Here is a 26,160-nt window from a genome sequence, read left to right as displayed (position 1 = left end):
AGGAGCCCCAATGACAATCAAAACCTTGCGTCACATCCTGGTCGCATGCGCCGTGGTAGCTGCTGCGGGCGCTGCCGTCGCGCAGCAGAGCGGCATCAAGCGCACGCCGCTGCAGAAGATTGAATTTCCCGACGGCTATGTCACCGTCAGCGGTCTCGCCGAGCTGCCGCCGGGCGGCAATATCGGCCGGCACACCCATCCCGGCATCGAGACCGGTTATCTGCTCGAGGGCGAAGCAGTGATGAGCATCGACGGCGAACCCGACAAGCACCTCAAGGCCGGCGATTCCTACGTGATCCCGGCCGGCGTGGTGCACGATGCCAAGGTGCACGGCGACAAGGGCGCCAAGGTGATGGCGGTGTGGGTGGTCGACAAGACCAAGCCGCTCGCAACACCCGCCAAGTAATGCGGGGCAAAACACGTCGGATCTCGGCGCCGCGCAGGTTGATTGCTGATCTGATGCACGCCTCGCAGGGCGTGCCGCTGATCAGCTATCGGCGCACGTTGCATCTTGGCCCGCTGGCGCGAGCCCGGGCTGCCGCGGCATCGCCGCCAGGCTTCGCCGCGATCTTCGCCAAGGCATTCAGCCTGGTCGCCCGCGACGAGCCGGTGCTGCGCACGCTGTATATCGACTTCCCGTGGCCGCACTTCTTCGAGGTGCCGAAGAGCGTCGGCATGATCGCGGTCGCCCGTCGCATCGACGGCGAAGATTGCGTGCTGATGCAGAAGGTGACTGCTGCCGACACGCTGCCGCTGCCCGAGGTCGACGCGATCATCCGCAGCGCCAGCACCGCGCCCATCGACAGCGTGCCGATGTTCCGCAAGCTGCTGCGGATAAGCCGGATGCCGTGGCCGCTGCGGCGGATCGCCTGGTGGGCCGGGATGTCGCTGGACCGGCCGCGGGCGAACTTCTTCGGCAGCTTCGGACTGTCCTCGGTGTCGGCCTTCGGTCCGGGCGACCTCTATCCGGTCAGCCCCGGTCCCTACATCCTGAGCTACGGCCGACTCGCCGACGACGGCCGCCTGGAGGTGATCGTCCGGTTCGACCACCGTGTGATCGACGCCGCCCCGATTGCGCGGCTGACGACCCGGCTCGAACAGGTGCTGAACACCACGATCGCGGCCGAGATCGAGCACCTGGACCGCCCAGCCCGGGCACTTCGGGCCGCAGCCCGGCCTTGAATCCGCAAGCCTGTTGACATATGTTAACACTCGTCCAGCGCGGGCGTCACGATGGCAAAGCGGCCGTGCCATCCGAACAAGGAAATCGAGGCGGCGGTCAGCCACGCCGAAGCGTTGGGCTGGAGATGGAGCAAAGTCGGCGGCCATGCGTGGGGCCGACTGCTGTGTCCACATCACGATCGCGACGGCTGTGTGCTGTTCATCTGGTCGACGCCGCGCAATCCCGAGAACCATGCGCGGCAACTGCTGCGCCAGATCGCACGCTGTCCCCACGCCAAGCAGGAGGATGATAGTGAAGACCTATGAATTCAGTATCGTTGCCTCCGGTCTCTCCCCGGCGGCCGAAGACTTCGCCGACCGGTTCTTCAACGCCGGATGCGACGACGCCGCCATCGCGTTTCAGAAGGGCCACATCGTGCTGGACTTCGCGCGCGAGGCAGAGTCGATCGGCGATGCGATCGCTTCGGCGGTCGCGGCGGTCGAGAGTGCAGGCGCCAAAGTCGAGCGGATCGAGCCGGACCCGCTGGTCAACCTTTCCGACATTGCGGCGCGCTGCGGTCTCACCCGGGCTGCCCTGACCCAATACGCGAAGGGCCAGCGCAGCCGCGATTTTCCCGCGCCCAGCGTCCGGGTAACCTCGGACAGCCCGCTGTGGGACTGGGCCACAGTGGCGCGATGGCTGTATGCGCAGCAGAAGCTGAGCCGGGAGGCCGCTGTCGAAGCCGAGGCGGTGCGCCTCGCCAATACCGCGCTGGCCGCCGGCGACCGGCCGCTGGCCGCGCCGCTCGCCCAGCGGCTGCGAGCTTATGAGCAGACCCTCGAAGCCGCCTGAGCGCGCATCGGCCTGCCTGGCCCGAATTGACATCCCAGGGCTTTCCCCCTAGAAAGCCCCCGCTCGCGGGCCGGTTTCGGCCCGCGTTGCGTTTCGCGACCCGTGGTCCTCCCCTTATGCTTTAAGGACGGACCTGTCGGCAGGGGATTTTTCCCCATGCACAGGAGGGCGCGTTTCCTCACAACTCAAACCCTAGAGGACGCGATGACAAAGCGCGCTGAAGCTAAGTATAAAATCGACCGCCGGATGGGCCAGAACATCTGGGGCCGTCCGAAGAGCCCGGTCAACCGCCGCGAATACGGCCCCGGCCAGCACGGCCAGCGCCGCAAGGGCAAGCTGTCCGACTTCGGCGTCCAGCTGCGCGCCAAGCAGAAGCTGAAGGGCTACTACGCCAACATTTCCGAGCGTCAGTTCCACGCCATCTACGTCGAGGCGACCCGTCTGAAGGGCGACTCTGGCGAGAACCTGATCGGCCTGCTCGAGCGCCGTCTCGACGCCGTGGTGTACCGCGCCAAGTTCGTGTCGACGATGTTCGCGGCCCGCCAGTTCATCAATCACGGCCACATCAAGGTCAACGGCAAGCGCGTCAACATCCCGAGCTACAAGGTGCGGGTCGGTGACGTGATCGAGGTCAAGGAAGCCTCGAAGCAGCTCGCCTTCGTGCTCGAAGCCAGCCAGCTCGCCGAGCGCGACGTGCCGGACTACATCGAAGTCGACCACAACAAGATGACCGCGAAGTTCGCGCGCATCCCGGCTCTCTCCGACGTGCCGTTCGCGGTGCAGATGGAGCCGCATCTGATCGTCGAATTCTATTCGCGCTAATTTCTTCGTACTGATTGCTGCTCAGTCCGATGCATCAAGGCCCCGGTTCGCCGGGGCCTTTTTGTTTGCGCGGCGTATTCCAAAGGCTCTTCGTCATTCCGGGGCGCGCGAAGCGCGAACCCGGCGACTGTCTCATGTGTCAAGGGTCTTACCTTGATATGGCGTGTCGGCTTTGACGAGTGCGTTGGCTGTGACGAGCAGTTTTCGGGCGATTGCGATGAGCGCGACCTTTCCGGGTTTTCCTTGCAGGCGAAGGGCGTTGTAGTCGTCGCGGAGCTTGGGGTGGTGGCGGGCGGCGACCAGGGCGGCCATGTAGAGGGCGGCGCGAACGCAAGGACGTCCGCCGGCGATGGCGGCGCGAGGCGGCGCTGCGCCGGATTGGCTGACGTGGGGCGCGAGCCCTGCGAGGCTGGCGATGGCCTTGCGATCGCGCTGGCCGAGTTCGGGTAGGTCGGTGATGAGGAGCGTAGCCACCCGTTCGCCGATGCCGGGGATCGATTTGAGGATGTGAAGGACGCGGCGGAGTTCGGCGTCGTCGCCGATGCGCCTGGCGAGTTCGGCCTCGATGGCTTGGCACTGCGCCGACAACGCGGCGATCGCGGCCCGATGACTATCGAGCAGGAGCGTGCCGCGGACCTGCTTCATCCGGGTCTTCTCCATCGCGATCATCTCGGTGAGCTGGCGGCGTCGGAGCGACAACGCCTTCAGCTCGAGTTGGGTGTCGGTCGGCAGGGGCAGGGGGCGCAGGGTCTCGGGCATAGTGAGAGCGAAGCGCGCAATCAGTCGCGCGTCCAGCCTGTCGGTCTTGGCGCGACCGCCTTCGGCCTCGCGGAACGCCTTGATCCGGCGCGGATTGACGATGCCGACTTCGAAGCCGGCGACCGAAAGCGCTTTGACCAGCGGTTCGGCATAGGGACCGATCGCCTCCAGAACCACCCGCCTGACGCCGGAGCGTTCGAGGCGGGCGATGATCTCGGCGATGCCATCGGCCAGATTAGGCATCCGGAAGGTCTGGCCCGACGGAGCCAGCGCGACATCGAGGAAACGTTGGCCGGCATCGACGCCGGCCGCAACCGCAAGCGGCACTGCAATCGTCATGGGCATCGGTCCTGTATGCGGGCGATCACCGCAACGGCAATGCCCGTGCGACTGTTCGATCAAGCAACACCGACAGAGGCGCCCGCACCGGGTTACGGCGAGATGATCGGCCGGGAATCTACCGAGCGGCCTCCGTCGTGCTGACTATGCACCAGCACCTCGCAGATACAGGAATCTCGAGGATGTTGCGAAGGGAAGTTCACCGCCTGCGCGGCAAGGCCGCATCCGTTCACTGCGAGATTCCGGGTTCGCTCACTTCGTGAGCGCCCCGGAATGACGTTCTCGGGATGGTACCAATCACATCCCGCTGACCTGATCGTGTCCGGACAGATCCCTTCCGCTCCGCGCCCGGCGTGTTAGCCTCGGGCATGGCTTACATCCCTCCCCAACCCGATCCCAACGCGCCGCCGGTACGGATCAATCTGCTTTCCGACACCCAGACGCGCCCCACGCCGGCGATGCGCGAGGCGATGGCGCGCACCGAGGTCGGCGACGAACAGACCGGCGATGATCCGACCACCAACCGGTTGCAGGAGCGCGTCGCGGGGCTGCTCGGCAAGCAGGCAGCCGTGTTCCTACCCTCGGGCACGATGTGCAACGTCACGACCACGCTCGCGACCTGCCGGCCCGGCGACGAGATCATCGCGCATCGCACCGCCCACATCCTGTCGCGTGAAGGTGGCGCGCACGCCGCGCTCGGCGGCTTTCAGATCACGGGCCTGGACGGCGACGACGGCCAGTTCTCGCTGGAGGCGTTCCGCGCCGCGCTGCATCCGAGGACCCGCTACGAACCTCCGCAGGTGATGGTCAGCGCCGAGCAGACCGCCAATATCGGCGGCGGCACGATCTGGCCGCAGGCCACGCTCGATGCGGTCGCCGCGGCCGGCAAGGACGCCGGGCTGTGGACGCATATCGACGGCGCGCGGCTGATGAATGCGGTGGTCGCCACAGGTATCAGCGCCAAGGAGATGACCAAGGGCTGGGATTCGGCGTGGATCGATTTCAGCAAGGGACTTGGTGCGCCAGTCGGCGCGGTGCTGGCCGGCCCCCGCGACTTCATCGATGAAGTGTGGCGTTGGAAGCAGCGGCTTGGCGGCGCGATGCGGCAGTCCGGCGTGATCGCCGCGGCGTGTCTGTACGCGCTCGATCACCAGGTCGATCGCCTTGCCGATGATCACGCCAACGCGCGTCGCCTCGCATCAGGGCTGGCGCAGATCGACGGCATCGAGGTGCAGACGCCGCAGACCAATCTGGTGTTCTTCAAGCCGGACGGCGCGGGCGTCTCCGGCACCGAGATGGTCGCACAGCTCCGCCGGCGCGGCGTCGTGCTGGCGATGATGGAAGGCCGGATCCGCGCCTGCACGCATCTCGACGTCAGCGCGGACATGATCGAGCAAACGCTCGACCACGTCCGCGAGATCGTGCGGGCAGCCTGACCGTTACAGGCAGATTCGGACGCCGGCGGCGTTGACGACGCAGCGACCGTAATACCCGCCGCGGCCCCGTCCACGTTCCCAGCCGCGACCGCGGCCGCGGCCCCGACCGCTATAGCCCCGGCCGCCATAGCCGCGTCCACGCCCGCGCTGGGCATGCGCTTGAGTACTGGTCACGCCTGAGACCACCGCCGCGGCGCCGACGAAGCTGAAGCAATAGATGCTGGTGAGGGCGATCGCCGCGAGGCTGCGCGCCACCCAGCTTGGCCGGCGATGGGAATGATCTGACATCAAGTTCTCCGTTGGCTGCCGATAATAAGAATCGCCCCCCGGACGACGGTGCGATCGCATAACAGACGCCGCAGTGTGCGCCTGTACAGACGGAACGCCGAGTGGGCGATCCGTTTCTCCGCGCCGCTGTGACATACTGAAGCAGATGCCAAACGACAGGGCGCCGAGAAGACAAACGATACGGACTAAGCCTTGCCGCCGAAGGTCTCGCGCAGCTTGGCCTGGATCTTCGCCATGCCGCCGATCCAGCGGTCGTAGTTCTCGGTCTTTTTGCGCATGTAGTCGATCACTTGCGGGTGCGGCAGGATCAGGAAGGTTTCCTGTTCGATGCCCTGCAGCGCATCCTTGGCCACCTGCTCGGCGGAGAGATCACCGTCGGCCGATTGCGGCCCCTTCGGGATCGAGCGCAGCATGTTGGTGTCGACGCCCTGCGGGCACAGGATCGAGACGCGGATGTTGTGCGCCTTGTGGGCGATGGCGAGGCTTTCAGCAAAGCCGACCGCGCCGTGCTTGGTGGCCGAATAGGCCGGGCTGCCGACCTGCGACAGCAGCCCCGCCGCCGAGATGGTGTTGAGGAAATAACCGCCGCCGCGCGCCTTGTAGCGCGGCACCAGATGCCGCGCGGCGTAGACATGCGCCATCACGTGGATCATCCAGCTCTTCATGAACGGCTCGTCGGAAGAGCCGCCGGCATTCTCGGCCATCGGATCGAAGCCGCCGCCGATCCCGGCGTTGGAGCAGAACAGATCGATCGGCCCGAACTGGCGCTCGGTCTCCTCGATCACGTGCTTGATGTCGGCCTCGCTGGCCACGTCGCATTTGAACGCCGCGCCGCCGATCGATGCGGCGACCGCCTCGGCGCGGGCCTGATCGAGGTCGGCGACCACGACCTTGGCGGCGCCGGCCTTGTGAAAGGCCTCGCACAGCGCCTGCCCGATTCCATTGGCGCCGCCGGTGACGACGACGACTTTGCCCGCGATCTGCATGGTTGTTTCCCCCGCTTGTTGTTGGCGGGGGCGTTCATATCGGAAAGATCCGGCTCCGGCTACGTTACGCCAGCACCAGATCCATCACCGCGACGTAGTGGCAGCCGGCGGCGACCAGCACGAAAGCGTGCCAGATCGCGTTCTGAAACCGCAGCCGCCGCCATGCATGGAAGATCACGCCGAGCGTATACAGCAGGCCGCCGATCGCCAGGAACCACATCGCCGTGGTCGGCAGCGTCTCGACCACCTGGTCATAGGCGATGATGCCGCTCCAGCCGAGCGCGAGGTAAAGCCCGACCGACAGCTTGTCGAACTTACCGGGCTTGAACAGCTTGAGCAGGATGCCGACCACCGCCACGCCCCAGACGCCGGCGAGCAGCGCCAGGCCGAACATCTGATCCTTGATCTGGCTGATGATCGGTGTGTACGTTGCGGCGATCAGAATGTAGATCGCCGAATGGTCGAACCGCCGCAGCAGCCATTTGCGCGGCGATACCGGCCAGAGATTGTACGCGGCCGACAGGCCGAGCATCGCCAGCAGCCCTGCAACATACACCGATACCGAGACGATCGTCGGCGTGGATGCGAACACGCCGGTCAGCGTGACCAGCGCGGTCGCGGCGATCAAACCGGCGACGAGGCCCAGCACATGCACGACGCCATCGGCGATCAGCTCGGCGCGATCGTAGTTCCAGTGGACCGCGCCTTTGGCGTCGATCCTGGCATGCGACACGATTTGCTTGAGGCGGAAGATCGTCATTCTGCAGCGAACACCCTGTTCTCGAACACCTTATCCGAATTGATCTGGCGCATTCATGACGCCGGTCGGCGATGCGATACACATCCTGCGGCACGCTCGGCCACCGCCACCGTCCGATCGAGCACGAATTTTCCGCCGGAAAGGCGGCAAAGCCAAGACCGGCAGTACAGGTCGGATTGTCGCACGAATCGGCGGTTTCCGGCTAGTTTCGCCGGCAACTCTGACGATTGAACCTTGGCGCATGGCCTTCAATTTTTCCAATCTGCTCGAAGATGCGTGGCTCTCGGCGCGGGCGCTCAAGGACTACAGCGAGAACCTGTTCAATCCGACCATCCGGCTCGGCGTCACCGGTCTGTCGCGCGCGGGAAAGACGGTGTTCATCACCGCTCTCGTGCACGGGTTGTGCCGGGGGGCCGGTTTCCAATCTTTGAATCGATGTCGACCGGGCGGATCGCCACCGCGCGGCTGGCGCCGCAGCCGGACGATGCGGTGCCTCGCTTCGCCTATGAGAACTTCCTCGCCACGCTGATCGAGCAACGGCAGTGGCCGAGCTCGACCGTCGACATCAGCGAGTTGCGGCTGGTGATCGACTATCAGCGCAAGAACGGCTCTGAGCAAACGCTGACGCTCGACATCGTCGACTATCCGGGCGAATGGCTGCTCGACCTGCCGCTGCTGACCAAGAGCTACGAGCGCTGGGCGGCCGAGAGCCTGGCGCTGTCGCGGCAGGACCCGCGAGCCCGGGTGGCGCGCGAATGGCACGCCCATCTCGCCACGCTCGATCCCAAAGGACGCGAGAACGAGCAGGAAACCCTGAAAGCGGCGCGGCTGTTCACCGCTTACTTGCGCGCCTGCCGCGACGAGCAGTTCGCGATGAGCCTGCTGCCGCCGGGCCGCTTCCTGATGCCGGGCAATCTTGCCGGTTCGCCGGCGCTGACCTTCGCGCCGCTGGACGTGCCGGACGGCGGCATCGCGCCGGACGGTTCGCTGTGGGCGATGATGCGGCGCCGGTTCGAAGCCTATAAGGACGCCGTGGTGCGGCCGTTCTTCCGCGATCACTTCGCCCGGCTCGATCGCCAGATCGTCCTGGCCGACGCGCTGTCGGCCTTCAACGCCGGGCCCGAGGCGCTGCAGGACCTCGAAGCCGCGCTGGCCGGCATCCTCGAATGCTTCCGGGTCGGCCGTTCGACGCTGCTGAGCTCAGTGTTCCGGCCGCGGATCGACAAGATCCTGTTTGCGGCCACCAAGGCCGACCATCTGCATCATTCCAGCCACGACCGGCTGGAGGCGATCCTGCGCAAGCTGGTCGAGCAGGCGATGCGACGGGCCGAATTCGCCGGCGCCAAGGTCGACGTGGTGGCGATGGCCGCCGTCCGCGCCACCCGGGAGGCCCAGGTCCAGCGCGGCCGCGACCGGCTGCCCTCGATCGTCGGCACGCCGATCGCCGGCGAAATGGCCGAGGGCGAGGTGTTCGACGGCGAAACCGAGGTCGCCACCTTCCCGGGCGACCTGCCGACCAATCTGCAGGGCCTGTTCCGCGGCGAGGACACCTTCCGCGGGCTCGCCGCCGGCTCGCACCAGGAAGCCGACTTCCGCTTTTTGCGCTTCCGCCCACCACGGCTCGACAGCCATGATCCCGACGGTCCGGCGCTGCCTCACATCCGCCTCGACCGGGCGCTTCAGTTCCTGATCGGAGACCGACTGCAATGACCGAGCGGGTTCCTCCTCGCCGGCCGGCGACCTTCAAGCTCAGCGACCCGAGCGTGGTGCTGATCGATTCCGATGACGGCGGCGGCAGCTATACGGCCAAGCCGTCCGCGAAAGCGGACGCCAAGCCTGCTGCGTCTGCGGCCGGCGCCGCACCGCCACCCCCGCCGCCGCGCGCCAGGGTCGAGCTCGCCCGCGAAGCCGAGCCGCCGATCTCGGCGCCGAAAGCGCCGAAGAGCGTCATCAACCCGAAGAAGGGCTTCCGCTGGGGCACCGTGTTCTGGAGCGCCGCGACCGGACTGGTGTCGCTGGCGTTCTGGCTGTGGATCAGCAAGCTGGTCGAGGACCTGTTCGCACAGAGCCAGACGCTCGGCACCATCGGCATGGTGCTGGCGATCCTGGCCGGCAGCTCGCTGGCGATCATCATCGGCCGTGAGGCTTTCGGCCTGATCCGCCTGGCGCGGATCGAGCAGCTCCACGCTCGCGCTGCCCGCGTGCTGGAGACCGACAACAGCGCCGAAGCCCGCGCCATCATCCGCGAGCTGCTGAAGTTCGAACATCCCAACCCGCAGCTCGCCCATGGCCGCGCCACGTTGCAGAAGCATATCGACGACATCATCGACGGCGCCGACCTGATCCGCCTCGCCGAGCGCGAACTGATGACGCCGCTCGACCTTGAAGCGAAGGTGCTGATCTCGAAGGCCGCGCAGCGGGTGTCGCTGGTGACCGCGATCAGCCCGAAGGCACTGATCGACGTGCTGTTCGTGGCGATCGCCGCGACCCGGCTGATCGGCCAGCTCGCACGGCTGTATGGCGGCCGCCCCGGCGCGCTCGGCATGTTCAAGCTGATGCGCCAGACGGTGTCTCACCTCGCCATCACCGGCGGCATCGCGCTTAGCGACAGCGTGATGCAGTCGGTACTCGGCCACGGCCTCGCCTCGCGGCTGTCGGCCAAACTCGGCGAAGGCGTCGTCAACGGCATGCTCACCGCACGTCTCGGCCTCGCCGCCATCGACCTCACCCGCCCGCTCCCGTTCGATGCCCTGCCCCGCCCGCAGCTCGGCGATCTGGTCAAGGATCTGATGAAGAAGCGGGAGAAGGACGAGTAGTGGCGCTCTGGCACCTGCGGCAGAGGTTCGGCAGTGCATTGGCTGGGGACACAGCGTGTTGACGCTGGCCGCTATTCCTTCGACAACTGATCGATGAAGCAGTCTCCTGCCCCAGCCGGCTCCTCCAAGACTCGGAAAGCCAAACCCAAAGGTCTGAAAGCCTGGCTTCGCCGCATCGGCGTTCGACAGGTCCGGATGTTCTGCGGGTTGGTGCTGTTCACCTACCTGCTCAGCCACTTCCTCAACCATGCGCTCGGCAACATCTCGCCGGCGGCTCTGCATGCCGGCGTGATGTGGCACCTGGAGATCTGGCAGTTCCTGCCGGTCGCGATCCTGTTCTACGGCTCGGTAACGGTGCATGCCGGGCTCGGGCTGTGGGCGCTGTATCAGCGCCGCCAGTTCCGCTGGAAGACGCTGGAGCCGCTGCAGCTCATACTCGGGCTGTCGGTGCCGCTGATGATCTACAGCCATGTCATCGTGATGCGGCTCGGCAACGTGCTGTACGACCAGGACCGGCTGTATCCGCAGGTGCTGTACAATTACTTCGTGGCTTCGCCGTCGTATCGGGCCTGGCTGATGGTCGCGGTGATGCTGATCGCCTGGACCCACGGCTGCATCGGCCTCTACGTCTGGCTGCGGATCAAGCCGGCGTTCCGCCGCGCCATGCCGTGGCTTCTCGCAGCCGCAGTGCTGATCCCGACGCTGGCGCTGCTCGGCTTCTACCAGGGCGGACGCGAGGTGGCGCGCGAGGCAACCTCGCCGCAATGGCAGGCCGATAATCTCGCGCCGGCCAACCTCGGCACGCCGGAACAGCAGCAGACGCTCGAAGCGATCGGCAACGGCTTCCTGATCTTCTATCTCAGCCTGATCGCCCTCGCGCTGATCGCCCGCGCGGTGCGCGCGATCATCGAACGGCGCGGCGGCATGGTCCGGCTCACCTATGACGGCGAGCACAGCATCAGGGTGCCGAAGGGCCTCACCGTGCTGGAAGCGACCCAGCGCCACAACATCCCGCACGCCTCCGCCTGCGGCGGCCGCGCCCGCTGTTCGACCTGCCGGATCCGCGTCTTGGGCGATCCCGCCGCGTTGCCGCCGCCGTCACCGCGCGAGGCCTTTGTGCTCGCCTCGATCGGCACCGGCGACGATCCGTCGATCCGCCTCGCCTGCCAGCTCAAGCCGACGCAGGACCTCGCCTTCGTGCCGGTGTTTCAGCCGCGCAACGTCGCCGCACGGAAGGCGGCGCGCGCGGCGCGGGTCGGCGAGGAGCGCTATCTGGTCAGCATGTTCGTCGACATGCGCGGCTCGACCAAGCTCGCCGAAAGCCGGCTGCCGTTCGACACCGTGTTCATCGTCAACCGTTTCCTCGGCGCGGTGTCGCGCAGCGTGATCGCCTGCGGCGGCCAGCCCAATCAGTTTGTCGGCGACGGCATGCTGGCGCTGTTCGGCCTCACCGAGGCGCCGCGCGAGGCCTGCCACAACGCGATCCGCGCCGTCAGCACGATCGCCGCCGCGATCGACGAGCTGAATAGTTTTCTCGGCCACGATCTGCCGGAACCGATTCGCTTCGGCATCGGCATCCACGGTGGCGAAGTGGTGCTCGGCGAGATCGGCTATCGCGACAACATGGTGTTCACCGCGCTCGGCGACTCCGTCAACGTCGCATCGCGGCTGCAGGACATGACCAAGTCGCTCGGCTGCGAGACCCTGCTGTCGGACGAACTCCGCGCCACCGCCGGCCTGTCCGAACAGGCGCTGCCGACGCTGGAGCTGGAAATCCGCGGTCGCACCGAACCAATGCTGGTCTGCGTGGTCGAACGCGCCGGCGATCTTGCCGCCGTGCTGAACGAGGATCTGGTGCTGGCCTGACGGCCTAAGCACCAAACGATTATCTCAGTCGAGTTTGACCCACTGATCGACCGGCATCACTTCCGGCGTCTGCGCATAGGCGCGGGTCCACATGTCGACCACCCATTGCGCGCCGGTGGCACGCTCGGTCAGCACCGCGGTGTTGTGCGGCGTCTGCAGCACCAGGACATTGCCGCGATACTTAGGATCGCCGACGCTGTGATACTTGAACAAGCCCCACTCCTGCATCACCAGCAGCACGCTGGTGGTGTTGCGAGTGGTGTCCCAGCAATCGAAATTGTGCTTGTCGTCGAAGTAACGGAAATCGGCGCGCGCAATCCGCTTGTCGGTGCCGAGCACCGGACCCAGACGGCGGTCGAGCCACACCACCGCCTTCTGCACCGCGGCGCGTTCGGCCGCGGCCGAGACCTTGCCGGACGCCATGATCCGCGACAGCGCGGCGCGATCGCCGGCTGAAAACGCAAGTTCGTAGCGGCGGCGGCAGACGAAGCCGTAGCACACCGTCATGCCCTTGGCGGTCGGCGGGAAGATCGACACCGAACTATACAGATACGAGACCTGCGAGCTGAGTTCGGCCGCCTTTGCCGGCGCACCGAACCAGGCGGCAGCCAGCGCTACGGCCGCGAGCGCACCGAACCGTCGTGCGTTGGACTTGCCGCGCGTCACCCTCATCCCCGCTCCCAGCCTCCCTGTGGTGGAGGCGAAGCTAGCGTCCGGCCCCGGCCGTGCCAATATGGCAGCCTGGATGGCGCTGCATTTGCTGGCTGCACTGATGCGTGCCGTCCACAGCTATCTGGCTTCGGGAGCCGACCGCCATGCCGTCAGACCCGCCGCTTGCCGAATTCACCGCGGCTTACGCGCCGGATGATGCTGCGCTGGCCGCCGAGCTGCTGACGACCGCCGCGCTGCCGCCCGATCGTGAAGCTCAGATCGACCCTCTCGCCACCGAACTGATCACGGCGATCCGCGGTTCCGAACATGGCCTGGGCGGCGTCGAGGCGATGCTGCGCGAGTTCGCGCTGTCGACCAAGGAAGGCCTGGCTTTGATGGTGCTGGCCGAGGCGCTGTTGCGGGTTCCGGATGCCGCGACTGCGGACGCTTTCATCGAGGACAAGCTCGGCCAGGGCGACTTCGCGCAACATCGCATCAAGTCCGATGCGGTGCTGGTGAATGCCTCGGCCTGGGCGCTCGGCCTATCGGCCCGTCTCGTCCACGCCGGCGAGACGCCGCAAGGCACGCTGGCGGCCCTGACGAAGCGGATCGGCGCGCCCGCGGTGCGCGCCGCGACGCGCCAGGCGATGCGGCTGATCGGCAATCACTTCGTCCTCGGCGAGACCATCGAGGCCGCGCTCGCCCGCGCCCAGGCGCAGCCGCGCGAGGGCTCTCGATATTCTTACGATATGCTCGGCGAAGGCGCCCGCACCGCCGAGGATGCCGAACGCTATTATCAGTCTTACGCCGATGCGATCACCGCAATCGGCCGCAGTGCCGGCAACGCTGCGCTGCCGGCGCGGCCGGGGATCTCGGTGAAGCTCTCGGCGCTGCATCCGCGGTTCGAGGCAATCAGCCGCGACCGCGTGATGCGGGAATTGACGCCGCGGCTGCTCGAGCTGGCGCGGCTCGCCAAGAGCCACGACCTCGCCTTCACGGTCGATGCCGAAGAAGCCGACCGGCTCGAACTGTGGCTCGAGGTATTCGCCGCCTGCTTCACCGATGCCTCGCTCGCAGGTTGGGACGGCTACGGCCTCGCCGTGCAGGCTTATCAGAAGCGTGCCGCCGCGGTGATCGACCATGTCGCCGAACTGGCGGGCGCGCTCGACCGCCGTATGATGCTGCGGCTGGTGAAGGGCGCCTATTGGGACACTGAGATCAAGCGCGCGCAGGAGCGCGGGCTTGCCGACTATCCGGTGTTCACCAGGAAGCCGATGACCGATCTCAACTACCTGCACTGCGCGCGCAAGCTGCTGGCACTGCGCCCGCGCCTGTTCCCGCAATTCGCCAGCCACAACGCGCTCACGGTCGCGACCATCCTGGCCGAGGCTGAGAATTGCGACGGCTACGAATTCCAGCGGCTGCACGGCATGGGCGAAGCGTTGTATGCGCGGCTGCTGACCGATCGCCCGCAAGCCGTGTGCCGGATCTACGCGCCGGTCGGCGGCCATCGCGACCTGCTGGCCTATCTGGTGCGGCGGCTTTTGGAGAACGGCGCAAACTCGTCCTTCGTGGCGCAGGCCGGCGACGACAGCGTGCCGATCGCCGAGCTGCTGGCGCGACCGGCCGTACTGATCGGCAATGCGAAGACTGCACGCAACCAGGCGATCCCTTTGCCGCGCGATCTGTGTCAGCCGCAGCGGCTGAATTCGCGCGGCATCGAATTCGGCGACCGCAGCGCGCTCGCCGCACTGCTCGGCGACGTCGAAGATGCACGCCGGTCGCTGCCGCCCCTCGCATCCGCCACACCGGAGCAAGCCACGGCAGCAGTCCGGGCCGCACGCAAGGGCTTCGAATCCTGGAGCCGAACCTCCGCCGATCATCGCGCCGCGATCCTAGAGCGCGCCGGCGATCTGCTGGAGCAGCGCCGTGCGGCATTCATCGCCCTGCTCCAGGACGAAGGCGGCAAGACGCTCGACGATGGCGTGGCGGAGGTGCGCGAAGCGGTCGACTACTGCCGCTACTACGCAAGCGAGGGCCGCCGGCTGTTCGGCGAGTCCCTGGAACTCCCCGGCCCGACCGGCGAGCGCAACACGCTTGCCTTGCGCGGCCGCGGCGTGTTCGTCGCGATCAGCCCGTGGAATTTTCCGCTGGCGATCTTCCTCGGCCAGATCACCGCGGCGCTGATGGCCGGCAACGCGGTGGTCGCCAAACCGGCAGAGCAGACGCCGGTGATCGCCGAGGTGGCCGTGCGGCTGTTGCATGAAGCCGGCGTGCCGCGCGAGGCGCTTCAACTGCTACAAGGCGACGGCCGCATCGGCGCCGCACTGGTCGAACAGCCGGACATCGCCGGCGTCGTGTTCACCGGATCGACCGAGGTGGCGCGGGCGATCAACCGCACGCTGGCCGCCAAGGACGGTCCGATCGTGCCGCTGATCGCCGAGACCGGCGGCATCAACGCGATGATTGTCGACGCCACTGCGTTGCCCGAGCAGGTCGCCGACGACGTCATCGCCTCCGCGTTCCGCTCCGCCGGGCAGCGCTGTTCGGCGCTGCGGCTGCTGTGCGTGCAGGACGACGTTGCCGATCGGGTGATCGCGATGATTGCCGGCGCGGCGCGCGAACTGAAAATAGGCGATCCGCGCGATCCGGCGACGCATGTCGGACCGGTGATCGACGCCGAGGCGAAAGCCAGGCTCGACGCGCATATCACCAAGATGAAACGCGAAGCGAAGCTTCACTTCGCCGGCACGGTACCGACCAGCGGCAACTACGTTGCGCCGCACATCTTTGAACTCAGCCGCGCCTCGCAGCTCGCCGAGGAAGTATTCGGCCCGATCCTGCATGTGGTGCGCTACAAAGCGGCGGAGTTCGACGATCTCCTCGATGACATCGCCGCCACCGGCTACGCCCTGACGCTCGGCGTGCAGTCGCGGATCGACGACACGATCGCGCGCGTGGTCGCACGGCTGCCGACTGGCAATGTCTATGTGAACCGCAACATCATCGGCGCCGTCGTCGGCGTCCAGCCGTTCGGCGGCGCCGGCCTGTCCGGCACCGGGCCCAAAGCCGGCGGCCCGCATTATCTGCCGCGCTTCGCGCTGGAACAGACGGTGTCGATCAACACCGCAGCCGCCGGCGGCAATGCCGCTCTGCTGACGGACCAAAATTAGCTGCCGTCATTGCGAGGAGGCGAAGCCGACGAAGCAATCCATAGCTTAGTGCTCGACGCGCTGGATTGCTTCGCTGCGCTCGCAATGACGCGGCTAATTCCATTCTGATCCCGCATAGCACCCGGGATGACCGCCATGCCGGTTCCTATATTGCATCACGCTACGAAGCCGGCTCATATGCGGACGTATCCGGCGGCACGTAGCACCGAGAATTCCGGATTGCGAAAAACAAGAAAACAGGGAGCTCACGCGCATGGACGAGAACGGCATCTTCAGCGGCCTCAAGGTGCTGGATTGCGCGAGTTTCATTGCTGCACCGGCGGCCGCGACCGTGCTGTCGGATTTCGGGGCCGACGTCATCAAGATCGAGCCGCCGGGTGCCGGTGATCCCTATCGCAACCTGCCGAACCTGCCGGGCTATCCGATCAGCGACCACAACTACGCGTGGATGCTGGAGGCCCGCAACAAGCGCAGCCTCGCGCTCGACCTCGCCAAGCCCGAGGGCAAGGAGGTGCTGCGCAAGCTGGTCGCCGAGGCCGACGTGTTCATCACCAACTTCCCGCCGCCGGTGCGGGCGCGGCTCGGCGTCGCTTACGCCGACCTCGCGCCGCTGAACGAGCGGCTGATCTATGCGAGCTTCACCGGCTATGGCGAGCGCGGCGAGGAAGCCAACAAGCCCGGCTTCGACAGCAACGCCTGGTGGGCCCGCTCGGGCATGATGGATCTGGTGCGCGCCGACGAAGACTCCACGCCGGCGCGATCGGTCGCCGGCATGGGCGACCATCCCTGCGCGATGTCGCTGTTCGGCGCGATCGTCACCGCGCTGTACAAGCGCGAACGCACCGGCAAAGGCAGCGAGGTGAAGTCGAACCTGATGGCCAACGGGCTGTGGTCGACCAGCGTGCTGGCGCAGGCCAAGCTGGTCGGCGCCGAGTTCCAGCCGCGGCGGCCGCGCGAGCGCGCCCTCAACGCGGTGGCCAATCACTATCGCTGCCGCGACGGCCGCTGGCTGATCCTGTCGCTGCTCAATGAAGAGAAGCAGTGGCCGACGCTGACGAAGTGCCTCGGCCGCGAGGATCTCACCGACGATCCACGCTTCGCCACCAAGGCGGACCGCCACGCGCGCTCGATCGAACTGATCGGCATCTTCGACGAGATCTTTGCGACGCGCGATCTCGCCGAATGGCGCAAAGCGCTCGACGGCACCGGTCTGGTGTTCGGTGTCGTCGGCATTCTCGACGACATCACCACCGACAAGCAACTGATCGAGAACGAAGTGCTGGTGCCGTTCGAAAACGACACCACGCTCACCATCAACAGCCCGATCTGGATCGAAGGGAGCACCAAGACCCGGCCGCGCAAGCCGCCGGGCGTCGGCGAGCACAGCGACGAAGTGCTGCGCAATGCGGGCTACGACGACGCCGCCATCAAAGCGCTGCGTGCATCGGGCGCCGTCGGTTAGGAGGCGGCGCGCCCCTCCGCGAGCTGCCACGTCGAGCACGCGAGATCGACCTCGATTTCGCCGGATGCGTGCACTGTCTCGATAAGGGTCTCTCCCGTCGAAGGGGCGTGAGGCTGGCGCGAGACCACCTCGGCGCGGAAACAAATTGCTCGGATCCGCAAAAAATCAGCACGGCGCGCCTCTCGGCGCCGCCCTCCGGGAAATTTTGCAATTTATTGACGGCGAGTGCGATTTCGCAATTGCGAAAAGGGGTCGATATCCGCGACATCGTCTCATCGGACGCAGGAGATGACCTGCGGGTGAGGAGAAGACGATGAGTGCATTCCAAACCGAAACAGTGTTGTCGGTCAGGCACTGGACCGACACGCTGTTCAGCTTCACCGCGACGCGCGACCCTGGATTCCGGTTCCAGAGCGGCCAGTTCGCGATGATCGGCCTGGAAGTCGACGGACGGCCGTTGATGCGCGCCTACAGCATGGCGAGCGCCAATCACGAGGAAGAGCTGGAATTCTTCAGCATCAAGGTGCCCAACGGTCCGCTGACGTCGCGGCTGCAGCAGATCAAGGAAGGCGATCAGATCCTGGTCGGGCGCAAGGCGACCGGAACGTTGATCGCCGGCAATCTGATCCCCGGCAAGCGGCTGCTGCTGCTGTCGACCGGCACCGGGCTGGCCCCGTTCGCCAGCCTGATCAAGGATCCAGAGATCTACGACATCTACGAATCCATCGTGCTGGTTCACGGCTGCCGACAGATTCCCGAACTGGCCTATGGTGAGCAGTTGGTCGAGGGCCTGCGCGACCACGAGTTCCTCGGGGATCTGATCCGCGACAAGCTGCACTACTACCCGACCGTGACCCGCGAGCCGTTCCGCAACCGCGGCCGCGTCACCGATCTGATCGCGTCGGGCCAGCTGTTCGAAGATCTCGGCCAGTCTGGTCTGGATCTCGAGTCTGACCGGGTGATGCTGTGCGGCAACCCGGCGATGCTCGCCGAACTGCCGGCGATGCTGAGCGAGCGCGGCTTCCGCGAGGGCAACCACAGCGAGCCTGGCCACTTCGTAGTCGAGAAGGCGTTCGTCGAGCGCTGACGCGCCGTTCGGTAATCGCGCGCCGGCGACAACTCATTGCTATCGTCCGGCGCGCGCCTGAACAACTCTGCAAGGCTTCGCAGGAAAGCCAAATCAAAACGGCGCCGGCTGTCTCACAGCCGGCGCCGTTGAAATTTCAGGAATGAGGCTGCGCGATCAGCGGGCGACGATCAGGCCGCGGCTGGTGACCACGACCCAGCGGCCGTCCTGGCGGCGGATCGCATCGACGCGGCCGACACCCGGGATCGGATCACCGGCATAGACTTCGTAAGTGCCGGAGCGGCCTTCGACCACCGCGCCGCCGTCATACACATCGCGCAGCACCCAGCCTTCGACTGTCGGCAAGCGGCCCGGCTTCGCGGTGTCGGCCTTCGGCGTGATCGAGCCGGTGACGTCCTTGGCGGGGACCGCGGCGACATTGGCCGGAGCCGGCGCGGGCACAGCCGGCGGCTGAACCTGCGCGGTGCGCAGCTTCTCGACCGTCTCGGTCAGCTTGGCGATCTTGGCGACCGGCTCGGCTTGCGCCTTCTCGAGCTTCTCGATCCGGTCCGCGGTCTTGCCGAGCTGCGCCGTGCTCTGCTTGGCGGCGTGGTCGAGATCGGCCTTGAGCGCCGACAGTTCGGTCTGGAGCTGCGCCACCTGCGCGTCGAGCGTCTTCACCTGCGCCGAAGCCGCAGTGGTCTCGGCATCGCTCCGATGCGACAGGCTGGCGGTGGCGAGTGCACCACCGACCGCACCTGCAATCGCCGCAAGAATCACGGCCGCAGCGACCGCCGCGAGCTTACGCACGCCGAAGCGATGAACCGCAGACTGGCTCGCCTCATCGGGCGCCTCGACTTCGATCTCATCGTCCCAGTGCCGATACAGATTTTCGCGAGGCGACGGCGCCATGATGGTCACGGTGCCGGGGCGCGGACGGCTGACGCCGTCCGACTTCTCGATCTCGGATTTGCCGGCGGGCTTCGCTTCGCTCGGCTTGGCGGCGCCCGCATCGGCCGGGGTATTGGCCGGGGTCGCCTGATGCGCGGAGGCCGAGCTTGTTTCGGCGCTGCCGGCGTTCGCCGGCGCTCCGTCCGTCGCGGCGGCCGCGCCGGTCTGCTGTTCACCGATGGGCTCGTTGCGATGCTCGTCCACGTGTCAAATCCTCCAGATCAGCTTGATACTATTCGGTAACTTTTATTACTTGCGAAATCGTTACTTCCGCCGACGGTTACGGAAATTTCACGAATCGTGAGGAACGCGCACAGCATCACGCACCGCGCGGCTTTGCACCGCACGGTGTCCCGCGCTAGGACAGATCGATCAGCATAGGCGCAGCCAAGCGCCGATCAGGGAGACGACCATGAAGCTGTACGATTCGATCGGGCCCAATCCTCGCCTGGTGCGGATGTTCATCGCCGAGAAGGGCCTGACGATTCCGACCCACACGCTCGACGTCCGCGCCGGCGAGAATCGAAAGCCCGAACATCTCGTGCGCAATCCCCACGGCCAGACGGCCACTCTCGAACTCGACAATGGCAGCTTCTTGGCGGAGATCACCGCGATCTGCGAATATCTCGAGGAGAAGCATCCGCAGCCGCCGCTGATCGGCACCACAGCGGAAGAGCGTGCCGAGTGCCGGATGTGGACGCGGCGGATCGACCTGTACATCTGCGAGCCGCTGCTCAATGGCTTCCGCTTCGCCGAGGGCTTGAAGATGTTTCAAGATCGGATGGTGTGCGTGCCGGAAGCCGCGCCCGGGCTGAAGAAGATGGCGGCCGATCGCATTCGCTGGATGAACGAGCAGATAAAGGGCAAGGAATTCGTCTGCGGCTCGCGGCTGACGCTGGCCGATCTGCTGCTGTACTGCTGGCTCGACTTCGGCGCCAAGGTCGGCCAGCCGCTCGACCCCGCCAACACCAACATCGCCGAGTGGTTCAAGCGCATCGACGCGCGACCATCGGCGAAGGCGTGAGGCGCTTTCGTTTCGATAACCAAGCGCCGACGCTTGCTCCCTCTCCCCGCACGCGGGGCGAGGCGGAATGCCGTTGTGTTACTACACCACCACCGGTGCGTCGGGGATTTCGTTGGGGCTCGGGCCGCTGCGCGGGAAGTGTTCGGCCAGATGCGCGGTGATGCGGTCGATACCGCGGAGCACGCCCTGCTCGAACCGGCCTTCGCGAAACTCGGCTTCCATCTCGCGGCAGATCGCCTCCCAGGTGTCGGCGCTGACGCGGCCGTCGATGCCGCGATCGGCGATGATCTCGACGTTGCGGTCGGCCAGCAGCAGATAGATCAGCACGCCGTTGTTGTGCTCGGTGTCCCAGATCCAAAGCTGCGAGAAGATGTCGAGCGCGCGCTCGCGCACCGGCTGATCGCGAAACAGCGGCGCGCCGTCGAGCGCGCCCTCGACGACGAAGCGGATCTGGCCGACGTGGCGGGTTTCGCTCGCCTTGATGGCGCGCTCGATCGCATCGAACGCATCCGGCGAAAATGCGCGGTGCACCGCGCCGCGGCTGGTGAACAGGTGTTTGCCGATCCGCCGGATGCCCATGCTGCGTTTCTCCTCACCAGCTTCCCGAGGCGCCGCCGCCGCCGAAGCTGCCGCCACCGCCGCTGAAGCCGCTGTCGCTCGAACCGCTCGACCACGACGAGCCGCTGCTGCTGCCACCGGTCCAGGTGCCGCCCGACCAGCCGCCGCGTCGTCCCGAGGAGATCGTCGGCCCGCCGAACAGATCGATCACCAGCGCCAGCAGGAACGCGGCGAAGCCGGCGACCAGCGCGATGTACCAGACCAAACCGAACAGCATCGCCACCGCGCCGACGATGATGCCGGTCAGCCCCGACGCCGCGACGCGGCCGAGCGCCGCTTTCAAAAAGCCATTGAGCACCAACGTGCCGAACAACAGCGGGATCGCCCAGCCGGTCAATTCATCCATCGATTCCGGCGCCGCCCATTCGTGCTGCGGCTGCGGCGTCGGCAGCGGTTCGCCGTCGATCACGCCGATCATCCGATCGACGCCGGCCTCGATGCCGCCGTCGAAATCGCCGGCCTTGAATTTCGGCGTGATGATCTCGTCGATGATCCGCTTGGCGGTGACGTCTGGCAGCGCGCCTTCGAGGCCGTAGCCGACCTCGATGCGCAGCTTGCGGTCGTTCTTGGCGACCAGCAGGATCGCGCCGTCATCGACCTTCTTGCGGCCGATCTTCCAGGCCTCGGCGACCCGTATCGAGAACTGCTCGATCGCCTCCGGCTGGGTCGTCGGCACGATCAGCACCGCGATCTGGCTGCCCTTGCGGGCCTCGAATGCCTTCAGCTTCTGGTCGAGCCGCGCCACCGCAGCTTCGGACAGCGTGCCGGTCTGATCGACGACGCGGCCGGTCAGCGCCGGCACCGCGACATCGGCACGGGCGGACTGCGCCAGCACCGCCGTGATCGCAATCAGCAGCAGCGCCAGCCATCCGGCGCGGACGGCGCGCATCGTCGCCGCGGTCATGCGCTTACTTGGCCGGCGCAGGCGCCGGCGTCGGAGTGAAATCGACCTTCGGCGCGGTCGAAATCTCCTTCTCGTTCTCCACCGTGAAGTTCGGCTTTTCCTTGTAGCCGAACATCATCGCGGTGAAGTTGGTCGGCACCGAGCGCACGGTGACGTTATAGGCCTGAACCGCCTTGATATAGCGGTTACGCGCCACGGTGATGCGGTTCTCGGTGCCCTCGAGCTGCGCCATCAGGTTCTTGAACAGCTCGTCGGACTTGAGCTGCGGATAGTTCTCGGTGACGACCAAGAGCCGCGACAGTGCGCTCGACAGTTCGCCCTGCGCCTGCTGGAACTTCTGGAACGCGGCCGGGTCATTCAGCACCTCGGGCGTCGCCTGGATGCTGCCGACCTTGGCGCGGGCGTTGGTGACGCCGAGCAGCACGTCCTTTTCCTGCTGGGCGAAACCCTTCACGGAGTTGACGAGGTTCGGCACCAGATCGGCGCGCCGCTGATACTGGTTCACCACCTCCGACCAGGTCGACTTCACCTCCTGGTCTTCGCTCTGGATGGTGTTGTAGCCGCAATTGCTCAGGCTGAGCGCGGCGAGCGCCGCCAGCACCGTCAGAAACTTCCGCATCGATCTCTCCCGCACGCGAACCGGCGCAGCATAGCATGCGCCGGTGTGTCTTTGTCGGTATTGCGGGCGTTGAGGTTCTAAGCCGCCTGGGCCGACTTGGCGTCCTGGATCGCGCGCCAGACCTTTTCCGGGGTCAGCGGCGTGTTCAGCGTGGTGACGCCGAGCGGAGCCAGCGCGTCGAGCACGCCGTGCACCACGCAGGGCGGACCGCCGATCGCACCGGATTCGCCGCAGCCCTTGGCGCCCAGCGGATTGGTCTTGCACGGCGCCGACGGATCGAGCGTGACGTTGATCGGCGGCAGGTTGTCGGCGCGCGGGATGCAATAGTCCAGATAGCTCGCGGTCAGCAGCTGGCCGTCGTCATTGTAGGCGGCGTTCTCATACAGCGCCTGGCCGACGCCCTGGGCAACGCCGCCATGGATCTGGCCGGCGACCAGCATCGGGTTCACCGCATTGCCGACGTCGTCCACCGTGGTGTAGCGCACCACGCGGCTGACGCCGGTTTCCGGGTCGACCTCGACCTCGCAGATATGCGCGCCGTTCGGCCACGACGGGCCGTCGACCTCGCCGGTGGAGTCGACGCTGAGGCGCGCGCCCTTCTCCTTGGCGGCGATCTCGAACAGGCTGATCTTGCGGTCGGTGCCGGCGATGGTCAGCATACCGCCGGAGTACTCGATGTCCTCGATCGAGGCTTCGAGAATGTTCGCGGCCTTCTCGCGCGCCTTGGCGATCATCTCGGCCGACGAGACTGCAACCGCGGTACCGCCGACGAACAGCGAGCGCGAACCAACGCTGCCGAAGCCGATCGCCAGATCGGTGTTGCCCTGCACGACGTCGATCTTGTCGAGCGGAATGTCGAGCGCTGCGGCGATCATCTGGGTGTAGGTGGTCTCCAGCCCCTGCCCCATCGCCTGGGTGCCGGAATGCAGCACGACGCGGCCTTCGGCGGTGGCGTGCAGCTTGACGTTTTCGGTGTGGGCGCGGCCGCCGGTCCATTCGATGTAGCTGGTGACGCCGCGGCCGTAGAGCAGGCCCTTCTTCTGCGCCGCCTTCTTGCGCGCCTTGAAGCCGTCCCAGTCGGAGAGCTCGGCGGCGCGGTCCATCATGTGGGCGAACGCACCGCTGTCGTACACCTGGCCAACCGCGTTGGTGTAGGGCAGCTGCGACGGCTTGATGTAGTTGATCTTGCGGATCGCGCGCGGGTCCATGTTGAGCTTGCGCGCGGCGGCGTCCATCAGCCGCTCGACGATGTACACCGCCTCCGGCCGTCCGGCGCCGCGATAGGCGCCGACCGGCGCGGTGTGGGTCATCACCGCCTTGATGTCGAAATGCACCACCGGCAGGTGATACACGCCGGTCTGCACGAACGGGCCGAGCACCAGCGGAATGATCACGCCAGCACCCGCCAGGTAAGCGCCGGTGCCGCCGATCGAGGTGACGCGATAGGCCAGCACCTTGCCCTTGGAGTCGAGCGCGAACGACGCGGTCGAGGTCAGGTCGCGGCCATGGGTGCCGCCGACGAACTCATCGGTGCGATCGCCGCGCCAGCGGATCTTGCGGTTCAGCTTCACCGCCGCGTAAGCCACCAGCGCGTCTTCCGGATAGACGCCGGTCTTCTGGCCGAAGCCGCCGCCGATGTCGCCAACCAGCACCTGGATGCTCTCCTTCGGCCGTTTCAGGATGGCCTCGGCGAGCGCGTCGCGGGTCTGGCCCGGGGTCTGCGACTGGGTGTGCAGGATCAGCCGGCCGGTCTTCTTCTCGATCTCCGCAATGGTCGAGCGCGGCTCCATCGCCGACGGGATCAGCCGCTGGCTGACGAGATCGAGCGACACGGTGTGGGCGGCGCTGGCGAACGCAGCATCGACCTTGGTGGCATCGCCATAGCTCATCGCCGCCACGATGTTGTCGGGCGTCTCCGCCCACACCGCCGGCGCGCCGGGCTGGATCGCCGCGGTCGGATCGGTCACCGCCGGCAGTTCGTTGTATTCCACCGCGATCGCCTCGATCGCCGCCTGCGCGGCGAGCTGCGAGGTCGCGACCACGGCGGCGACCGGCTCGCCGACGAAGCGAACCTTTTCATGCGCCAACAGCCGGCGCAGCGGCAGCGCCATCGGCGAGCCGTCGGGTCGCTTGAAGATCGGCAGCGTCGGAATCGTGCCAACGTCGTCGGCGATCAGATCGGCGCCGGTCAGCACCGCTTCCACGCCCGGCATCCCCTTCGCCGCCTCGGTGTCGATCGAGACGATGTCGGCATGCGCATGCGGGGAGCGCATCACCACCAGCCACAACGCGCCATCGGCGGCCTTGTCGTCGAGATAGCCGCCGTGCCCGGTAAGCAGGCGCTGATCCTCGAGACGCTTGACGGGCTGGCCCGCACCGAACCGCATGGAGCCGGGGAGAATGTTCATGCCGTTTCCTTTTGTTGCTTGCTTGGCCGCAGTTTTAGCGGAGAACCGAGCGGTACGCCAAGAGGGGCGCCTCTTCTCCCCTCCCCCTTGCGGGGAGGGGGCGGACGGTATCGTGGCGATGCGCGCGCCGCGCACGGAGCAGCACTCTAGACCTCTCCGTCGTCATTCCGGGGCGCGCGAAGCGCGAGCCCGGAATCCATAACCACCACCTGTGAATATGGATTCCGGGCCTGCGCCCCGATGGGGCGCATCCCGGAATGACGATGGCGGGCGCTCAGACGATCTCCGCCAGCACCTTCTCCACCGCTTTACGCTCCTCCGCCGTCAGCGCGGCTTGCGGCGGGATGGGGTCGCCGACGTCGTAGCCTTGCAGCGCCAGGCCTGCCTTGATGCAGGCGGCGAGGTTGAATTTGGCGAAGGCTTCGTTGACGCGCCACAGCTTGCGCTGCAGCTTCAAGGCCTCGTCCCAGCGCTGCGCCTTGCACAGTTCGTACAGCTCAACGCTCTGGCGCGGCGCGATGCAGGCAGGGCCCGCCATCCAGCCGACGCCGCCGATCAGCATCACCGCGGCAGGAATATGCGCCGAGGCCGAGAACACCTGCAGCGCGTCGCCGCAGCGATTGATGATCGACAGCAGCCGCCCGGTATTGGTCGAGGCGTCCTTGATGTAGCGAATCCGCGGATGCTCGGCGAGCCGCGCGATCACGTCGAGCGTCAGATCCGAGCGCTGGAATTGCGGGTTGGTGTAGATCACCACCGGGATATCGACCGCATCCGCGATGGCGCGGAAATAGCTTTCGATCTGCGCATCCTTGAGCGGGAAATACGCTTCGAGAATCGCCAGAATGCCATCAGCGCCGAGCTTCTCGTACAGCCTGGCTTGCGCCACCGCATCCGCCACCGAGGTCGAGGCGACCCCCGCCACCACCGGCACGCGGCGCTGCGCGGCCTCGATCGTCGCCCGCACCACTGCCTCGCGCTGCGCGGTGCCGAGATAGGCGAATTCCCCGGTCGAGCCGAGCGGCGTCAGCCCATGCACACCGGCCTGGATCAGATCGTCGCACAGCCGGCCCATCACATCGGCGCGAACGCGGCCCTCCGCATCGACCGGAGACACCAGATAAGGGAATACGCCGTGAAAATCCGCCATCATCCAATCCGTCACTTGTCCACATCCGGCCACCGGAACCGGCGCCCC

At 66.5% G+C, this 26,160-nt stretch carries 23 protein-coding genes and 1 pseudogene; 13 read left to right on the top strand and 11 right to left on the bottom strand.

Translation table 11 applies throughout. From position 1 onward, the window contains the following. Window positions 1–10 precede the first annotated feature (10 nt). From LRC39_RS07905 to rpsD, 5 genes are all read left to right on the top strand, one after another. Window positions 11–406, top strand: coding sequence for a cupin domain-containing protein (locus LRC39_RS07905; protein ID WP_012495190.1), 396 nt, complete (start codon window positions 11–13; stop codon window positions 404–406). Next, window positions 406–1,182: an acyltransferase gene (locus tag LRC39_RS07900; protein ID WP_346296873.1), complete on the top strand. Its 777-nt coding sequence runs from the start codon at window positions 406–408 to the stop codon at window positions 1,180–1,182. The genes LRC39_RS07905 and LRC39_RS07900 overlap by 1 nt, the downstream gene beginning before the upstream one ends. A 51-nt stretch (window positions 1,183–1,233) precedes the next feature. Next, the gene (locus LRC39_RS07895) at window positions 1,234–1,488 is read left to right on the top strand and encodes a hypothetical protein (protein WP_346296872.1); all 255 of its coding nucleotides are present in this window, start codon (window positions 1,234–1,236) and stop codon (window positions 1,486–1,488) included. Next, window positions 1,469–2,014 (top strand): helix-turn-helix transcriptional regulator, encoded by a 546-nt coding sequence (locus tag LRC39_RS07890; RefSeq protein ID WP_346296871.1) that lies wholly within the window; start codon window positions 1,469–1,471, stop codon window positions 2,012–2,014. The genes LRC39_RS07895 and LRC39_RS07890 overlap by 20 nt, the downstream gene beginning before the upstream one ends. A gap of 204 nt (window positions 2,015–2,218) precedes the next feature. Then, on the top strand, window positions 2,219–2,836 hold the full coding sequence (gene rpsD / locus LRC39_RS07885; protein WP_011157148.1) for a 30S ribosomal protein S4: 618 nt from the start codon (window positions 2,219–2,221) through the stop codon (window positions 2,834–2,836). 132 nt (window positions 2,837–2,968) lie between these two features. Here rpsD and LRC39_RS07880 read toward each other — a convergent pair whose 3' ends face one another. Beyond that, on the bottom strand, window positions 2,969–3,934 hold the full coding sequence (locus LRC39_RS07880) for an IS110 family transposase (RefSeq protein WP_346295137.1): 966 nt from the start codon (window positions 3,932–3,934) through the stop codon (window positions 2,969–2,971). A 368-nt stretch (window positions 3,935–4,302) separates the two neighbouring features. Between LRC39_RS07880 and LRC39_RS07875 the strand changes: the two genes are divergently transcribed. After that, entirely contained in the window at window positions 4,303–5,370 is a 1,068-nt protein-coding gene (locus LRC39_RS07875) for a threonine aldolase family protein (protein ID WP_346296870.1), read from the top strand. 3 nt (window positions 5,371–5,373) lie between these two features. On the opposite strand, the gene LRC39_RS07870 is transcribed toward LRC39_RS07875, so the two are convergent. From LRC39_RS07870 to trhA, 3 genes are all read right to left on the bottom strand, one after another. Further along, on the bottom strand, window positions 5,374–5,658 hold the full coding sequence (locus LRC39_RS07870; RefSeq protein ID WP_346296869.1) for a hypothetical protein: 285 nt from the start codon (window positions 5,656–5,658) through the stop codon (window positions 5,374–5,376). 185 nt (window positions 5,659–5,843) lie between these two features. Further along, window positions 5,844–6,644 carry an SDR family oxidoreductase gene (locus tag LRC39_RS07865; RefSeq protein WP_346296868.1) on the bottom strand — a complete coding sequence of 267 codons (801 nt, stop codon included), beginning with the start codon at window positions 6,642–6,644 and terminating at the stop codon, window positions 5,844–5,846. Between the two features lie 64 nt (window positions 6,645–6,708). Continuing rightward, complete coding sequence (gene trhA / locus LRC39_RS07860) at window positions 6,709–7,404, bottom strand: PAQR family membrane homeostasis protein TrhA (RefSeq protein ID WP_107343587.1); 696 nt, start codon at window positions 7,402–7,404, stop codon at window positions 6,709–6,711. A gap of 241 nt (window positions 7,405–7,645) precedes the next feature. Here trhA and LRC39_RS07855 point away from each other — a divergent pair. From LRC39_RS07855 to LRC39_RS07845, 3 genes and pseudogenes are all read left to right on the top strand, one after another. Continuing rightward, window positions 7,646–9,114 (top strand): annotated as a pseudogene (locus LRC39_RS07855) (YcjX family protein). Then, window positions 9,111–10,220, top strand: a complete 1,110-nt coding sequence (locus tag LRC39_RS07850) for a YcjF family protein (RefSeq protein WP_346296867.1) — start codon at window positions 9,111–9,113, stop codon at window positions 10,218–10,220. Before LRC39_RS07855 ends, LRC39_RS07850 begins: the two are co-directional and overlap by 4 nt. A 93-nt stretch (window positions 10,221–10,313) precedes the next feature. Further along, window positions 10,314–12,086, top strand: a complete 1,773-nt coding sequence (locus LRC39_RS07845; protein WP_430624927.1) for an adenylate/guanylate cyclase domain-containing protein — start codon at window positions 10,314–10,316, stop codon at window positions 12,084–12,086. A 24-nt stretch (window positions 12,087–12,110) separates the two neighbouring features. On the opposite strand, the gene LRC39_RS07840 is transcribed toward LRC39_RS07845, so the two are convergent. After that, window positions 12,111–12,758: a hypothetical protein gene (locus LRC39_RS07840; RefSeq protein ID WP_346296866.1), complete on the bottom strand. Its 648-nt coding sequence runs from the start codon at window positions 12,756–12,758 to the stop codon at window positions 12,111–12,113. A 143-nt stretch (window positions 12,759–12,901) separates the two neighbouring features. On the opposite strand from LRC39_RS07840, the gene putA reads away from it, so the two are divergent. The 3 genes from putA (at window position 12,902) to LRC39_RS07825 (ending at window position 18,459) form a co-directional block, all read left to right on the top strand. Then, window positions 12,902–15,910, top strand: coding sequence for a bifunctional proline dehydrogenase/L-glutamate gamma-semialdehyde dehydrogenase PutA (putA, locus tag LRC39_RS07835; RefSeq protein WP_346296865.1), 3,009 nt, complete (start codon window positions 12,902–12,904; stop codon window positions 15,908–15,910). Window positions 15,911–16,163: 253 nt separating this feature from the next. Further along, window positions 16,164–17,372 (top strand): CaiB/BaiF CoA transferase family protein, encoded by a 1,209-nt coding sequence (locus LRC39_RS07830; RefSeq protein WP_107343582.1) that lies wholly within the window; start codon window positions 16,164–16,166, stop codon window positions 17,370–17,372. A 313-nt stretch (window positions 17,373–17,685) separates the two neighbouring features. Next, a complete protein-coding gene (locus LRC39_RS07825) occupies window positions 17,686–18,459 on the top strand; it encodes a ferredoxin--NADP reductase (protein ID WP_346296864.1) in 774 nt (257 codons plus the stop codon). 156 nt (window positions 18,460–18,615) lie between these two features. On the opposite strand, the gene LRC39_RS07820 is transcribed toward LRC39_RS07825, so the two are convergent. Beyond that, a complete protein-coding gene (locus LRC39_RS07820; protein ID WP_346296863.1) occupies window positions 18,616–19,593 on the bottom strand; it encodes a hypothetical protein in 978 nt (325 codons plus the stop codon). A 208-nt stretch (window positions 19,594–19,801) separates the two neighbouring features. Between LRC39_RS07820 and LRC39_RS07815 the strand changes: the two genes are divergently transcribed. Continuing rightward, window positions 19,802–20,413: a glutathione S-transferase family protein gene (locus LRC39_RS07815; protein WP_346296862.1), complete on the top strand. Its 612-nt coding sequence runs from the start codon at window positions 19,802–19,804 to the stop codon at window positions 20,411–20,413. An 81-nt stretch (window positions 20,414–20,494) separates the two neighbouring features. Here LRC39_RS07815 and LRC39_RS07810 read toward each other — a convergent pair whose 3' ends face one another. The 5 genes from LRC39_RS07810 to LRC39_RS07790 all read right to left on the bottom strand — a co-directional run bounded on the left by LRC39_RS07810 (window position 20,495) and on the right by LRC39_RS07790 (window position 26,112). Then, the gene (locus LRC39_RS07810; protein ID WP_346296861.1) at window positions 20,495–20,992 is read right to left on the bottom strand and encodes a TPM domain-containing protein; all 498 of its coding nucleotides are present in this window, start codon (window positions 20,990–20,992) and stop codon (window positions 20,495–20,497) included. 13 nt (window positions 20,993–21,005) lie between these two features. Then, on the bottom strand, window positions 21,006–21,935 hold the full coding sequence (locus tag LRC39_RS07805) for a TPM domain-containing protein (RefSeq protein ID WP_346296860.1): 930 nt from the start codon (window positions 21,933–21,935) through the stop codon (window positions 21,006–21,008). Window positions 21,936–21,939: 4 nt separating this feature from the next. Beyond that, a complete protein-coding gene (locus LRC39_RS07800; protein WP_264054796.1) occupies window positions 21,940–22,554 on the bottom strand; it encodes a LemA family protein in 615 nt (204 codons plus the stop codon). A 77-nt stretch (window positions 22,555–22,631) separates the two neighbouring features. Further along, the gene (locus LRC39_RS07795; RefSeq protein WP_346296859.1) at window positions 22,632–24,962 is read right to left on the bottom strand and encodes a xanthine dehydrogenase family protein molybdopterin-binding subunit; all 2,331 of its coding nucleotides are present in this window, start codon (window positions 24,960–24,962) and stop codon (window positions 22,632–22,634) included. Between the two features lie 274 nt (window positions 24,963–25,236). Next, window positions 25,237–26,112 (bottom strand): dihydrodipicolinate synthase family protein, encoded by an 876-nt coding sequence (locus tag LRC39_RS07790; protein WP_164639737.1) that lies wholly within the window; start codon window positions 26,110–26,112, stop codon window positions 25,237–25,239. Window positions 26,113–26,160 lie beyond the last annotated feature (48 nt).

Origin of the sequence: Rhodopseudomonas sp. P1 (assembly GCF_039642825.1) — a bacterium.
In the GTDB taxonomy this organism is placed as follows: Bacteria; Pseudomonadota; Alphaproteobacteria; order Rhizobiales; family Xanthobacteraceae; genus Rhodopseudomonas; species Rhodopseudomonas palustris_H.
This window is presented reverse-complemented; position numbering and strand designations above follow the sequence as displayed.

Coding starts and splice junctions, on each gene's coding strand:
- LRC39_RS07890 (WP_346296871.1), top strand. CDS start 1,469: ATGATAGTGAAGACCTATGAATTCAGTATCGTTGCCTCCGGTCTCTCC.
- LRC39_RS07810 (WP_346296861.1), bottom strand. CDS start 20,992: ATGGGCATCCGGCGGATCGGCAAACACCTGTTCACCAGCCGCGGCGCG.
- LRC39_RS07790 (WP_164639737.1), bottom strand. CDS start 26,112: ATGGCGGATTTTCACGGCGTATTCCCTTATCTGGTGTCTCCGGTCGAT.
- LRC39_RS07795 (WP_346296859.1), bottom strand. CDS start 24,962: ATGAACATTCTCCCCGGCTCCATGCGGTTCGGTGCGGGCCAGCCCGTC.
- LRC39_RS07840 (WP_346296866.1), bottom strand. CDS start 12,758: ATGAGGGTGACGCGCGGCAAGTCCAACGCACGACGGTTCGGTGCGCTC.
- LRC39_RS07900 (WP_346296873.1), top strand. CDS start 406: ATGCGGGGCAAAACACGTCGGATCTCGGCGCCGCGCAGGTTGATTGCT.
- trhA (WP_107343587.1), bottom strand. CDS start 7,404: ATGACGATCTTCCGCCTCAAGCAAATCGTGTCGCATGCCAGGATCGAC.
- LRC39_RS07815 (WP_346296862.1), top strand. CDS start 19,802: ATGAAGCTGTACGATTCGATCGGGCCCAATCCTCGCCTGGTGCGGATG.
- LRC39_RS07895 (WP_346296872.1), top strand. CDS start 1,234: ATGGCAAAGCGGCCGTGCCATCCGAACAAGGAAATCGAGGCGGCGGTC.
- LRC39_RS07825 (WP_346296864.1), top strand. CDS start 17,686: ATGAGTGCATTCCAAACCGAAACAGTGTTGTCGGTCAGGCACTGGACC.
- LRC39_RS07870 (WP_346296869.1), bottom strand. CDS start 5,658: ATGTCAGATCATTCCCATCGCCGGCCAAGCTGGGTGGCGCGCAGCCTC.
- LRC39_RS07830 (WP_107343582.1), top strand. CDS start 16,164: ATGGACGAGAACGGCATCTTCAGCGGCCTCAAGGTGCTGGATTGCGCG.
- rpsD (WP_011157148.1), top strand. CDS start 2,219: ATGACAAAGCGCGCTGAAGCTAAGTATAAAATCGACCGCCGGATGGGC.
- LRC39_RS07850 (WP_346296867.1), top strand. CDS start 9,111: ATGACCGAGCGGGTTCCTCCTCGCCGGCCGGCGACCTTCAAGCTCAGC.
- LRC39_RS07905 (WP_012495190.1), top strand. CDS start 11: ATGACAATCAAAACCTTGCGTCACATCCTGGTCGCATGCGCCGTGGTA.
- putA (WP_346296865.1), top strand. CDS start 12,902: ATGCCGTCAGACCCGCCGCTTGCCGAATTCACCGCGGCTTACGCGCCG.
- LRC39_RS07865 (WP_346296868.1), bottom strand. CDS start 6,644: ATGCAGATCGCGGGCAAAGTCGTCGTCGTCACCGGCGGCGCCAATGGA.
- LRC39_RS07875 (WP_346296870.1), top strand. CDS start 4,303: ATGGCTTACATCCCTCCCCAACCCGATCCCAACGCGCCGCCGGTACGG.
- LRC39_RS07800 (WP_264054796.1), bottom strand. CDS start 22,554: ATGCGGAAGTTTCTGACGGTGCTGGCGGCGCTCGCCGCGCTCAGCCTG.
- LRC39_RS07880 (WP_346295137.1), bottom strand. CDS start 3,934: ATGACGATTGCAGTGCCGCTTGCGGTTGCGGCCGGCGTCGATGCCGGC.
- LRC39_RS07845 (WP_430624927.1), top strand. CDS start 10,314: ATGAAGCAGTCTCCTGCCCCAGCCGGCTCCTCCAAGACTCGGAAAGCC.
- LRC39_RS07805 (WP_346296860.1), bottom strand. CDS start 21,935: ATGACCGCGGCGACGATGCGCGCCGTCCGCGCCGGATGGCTGGCGCTG.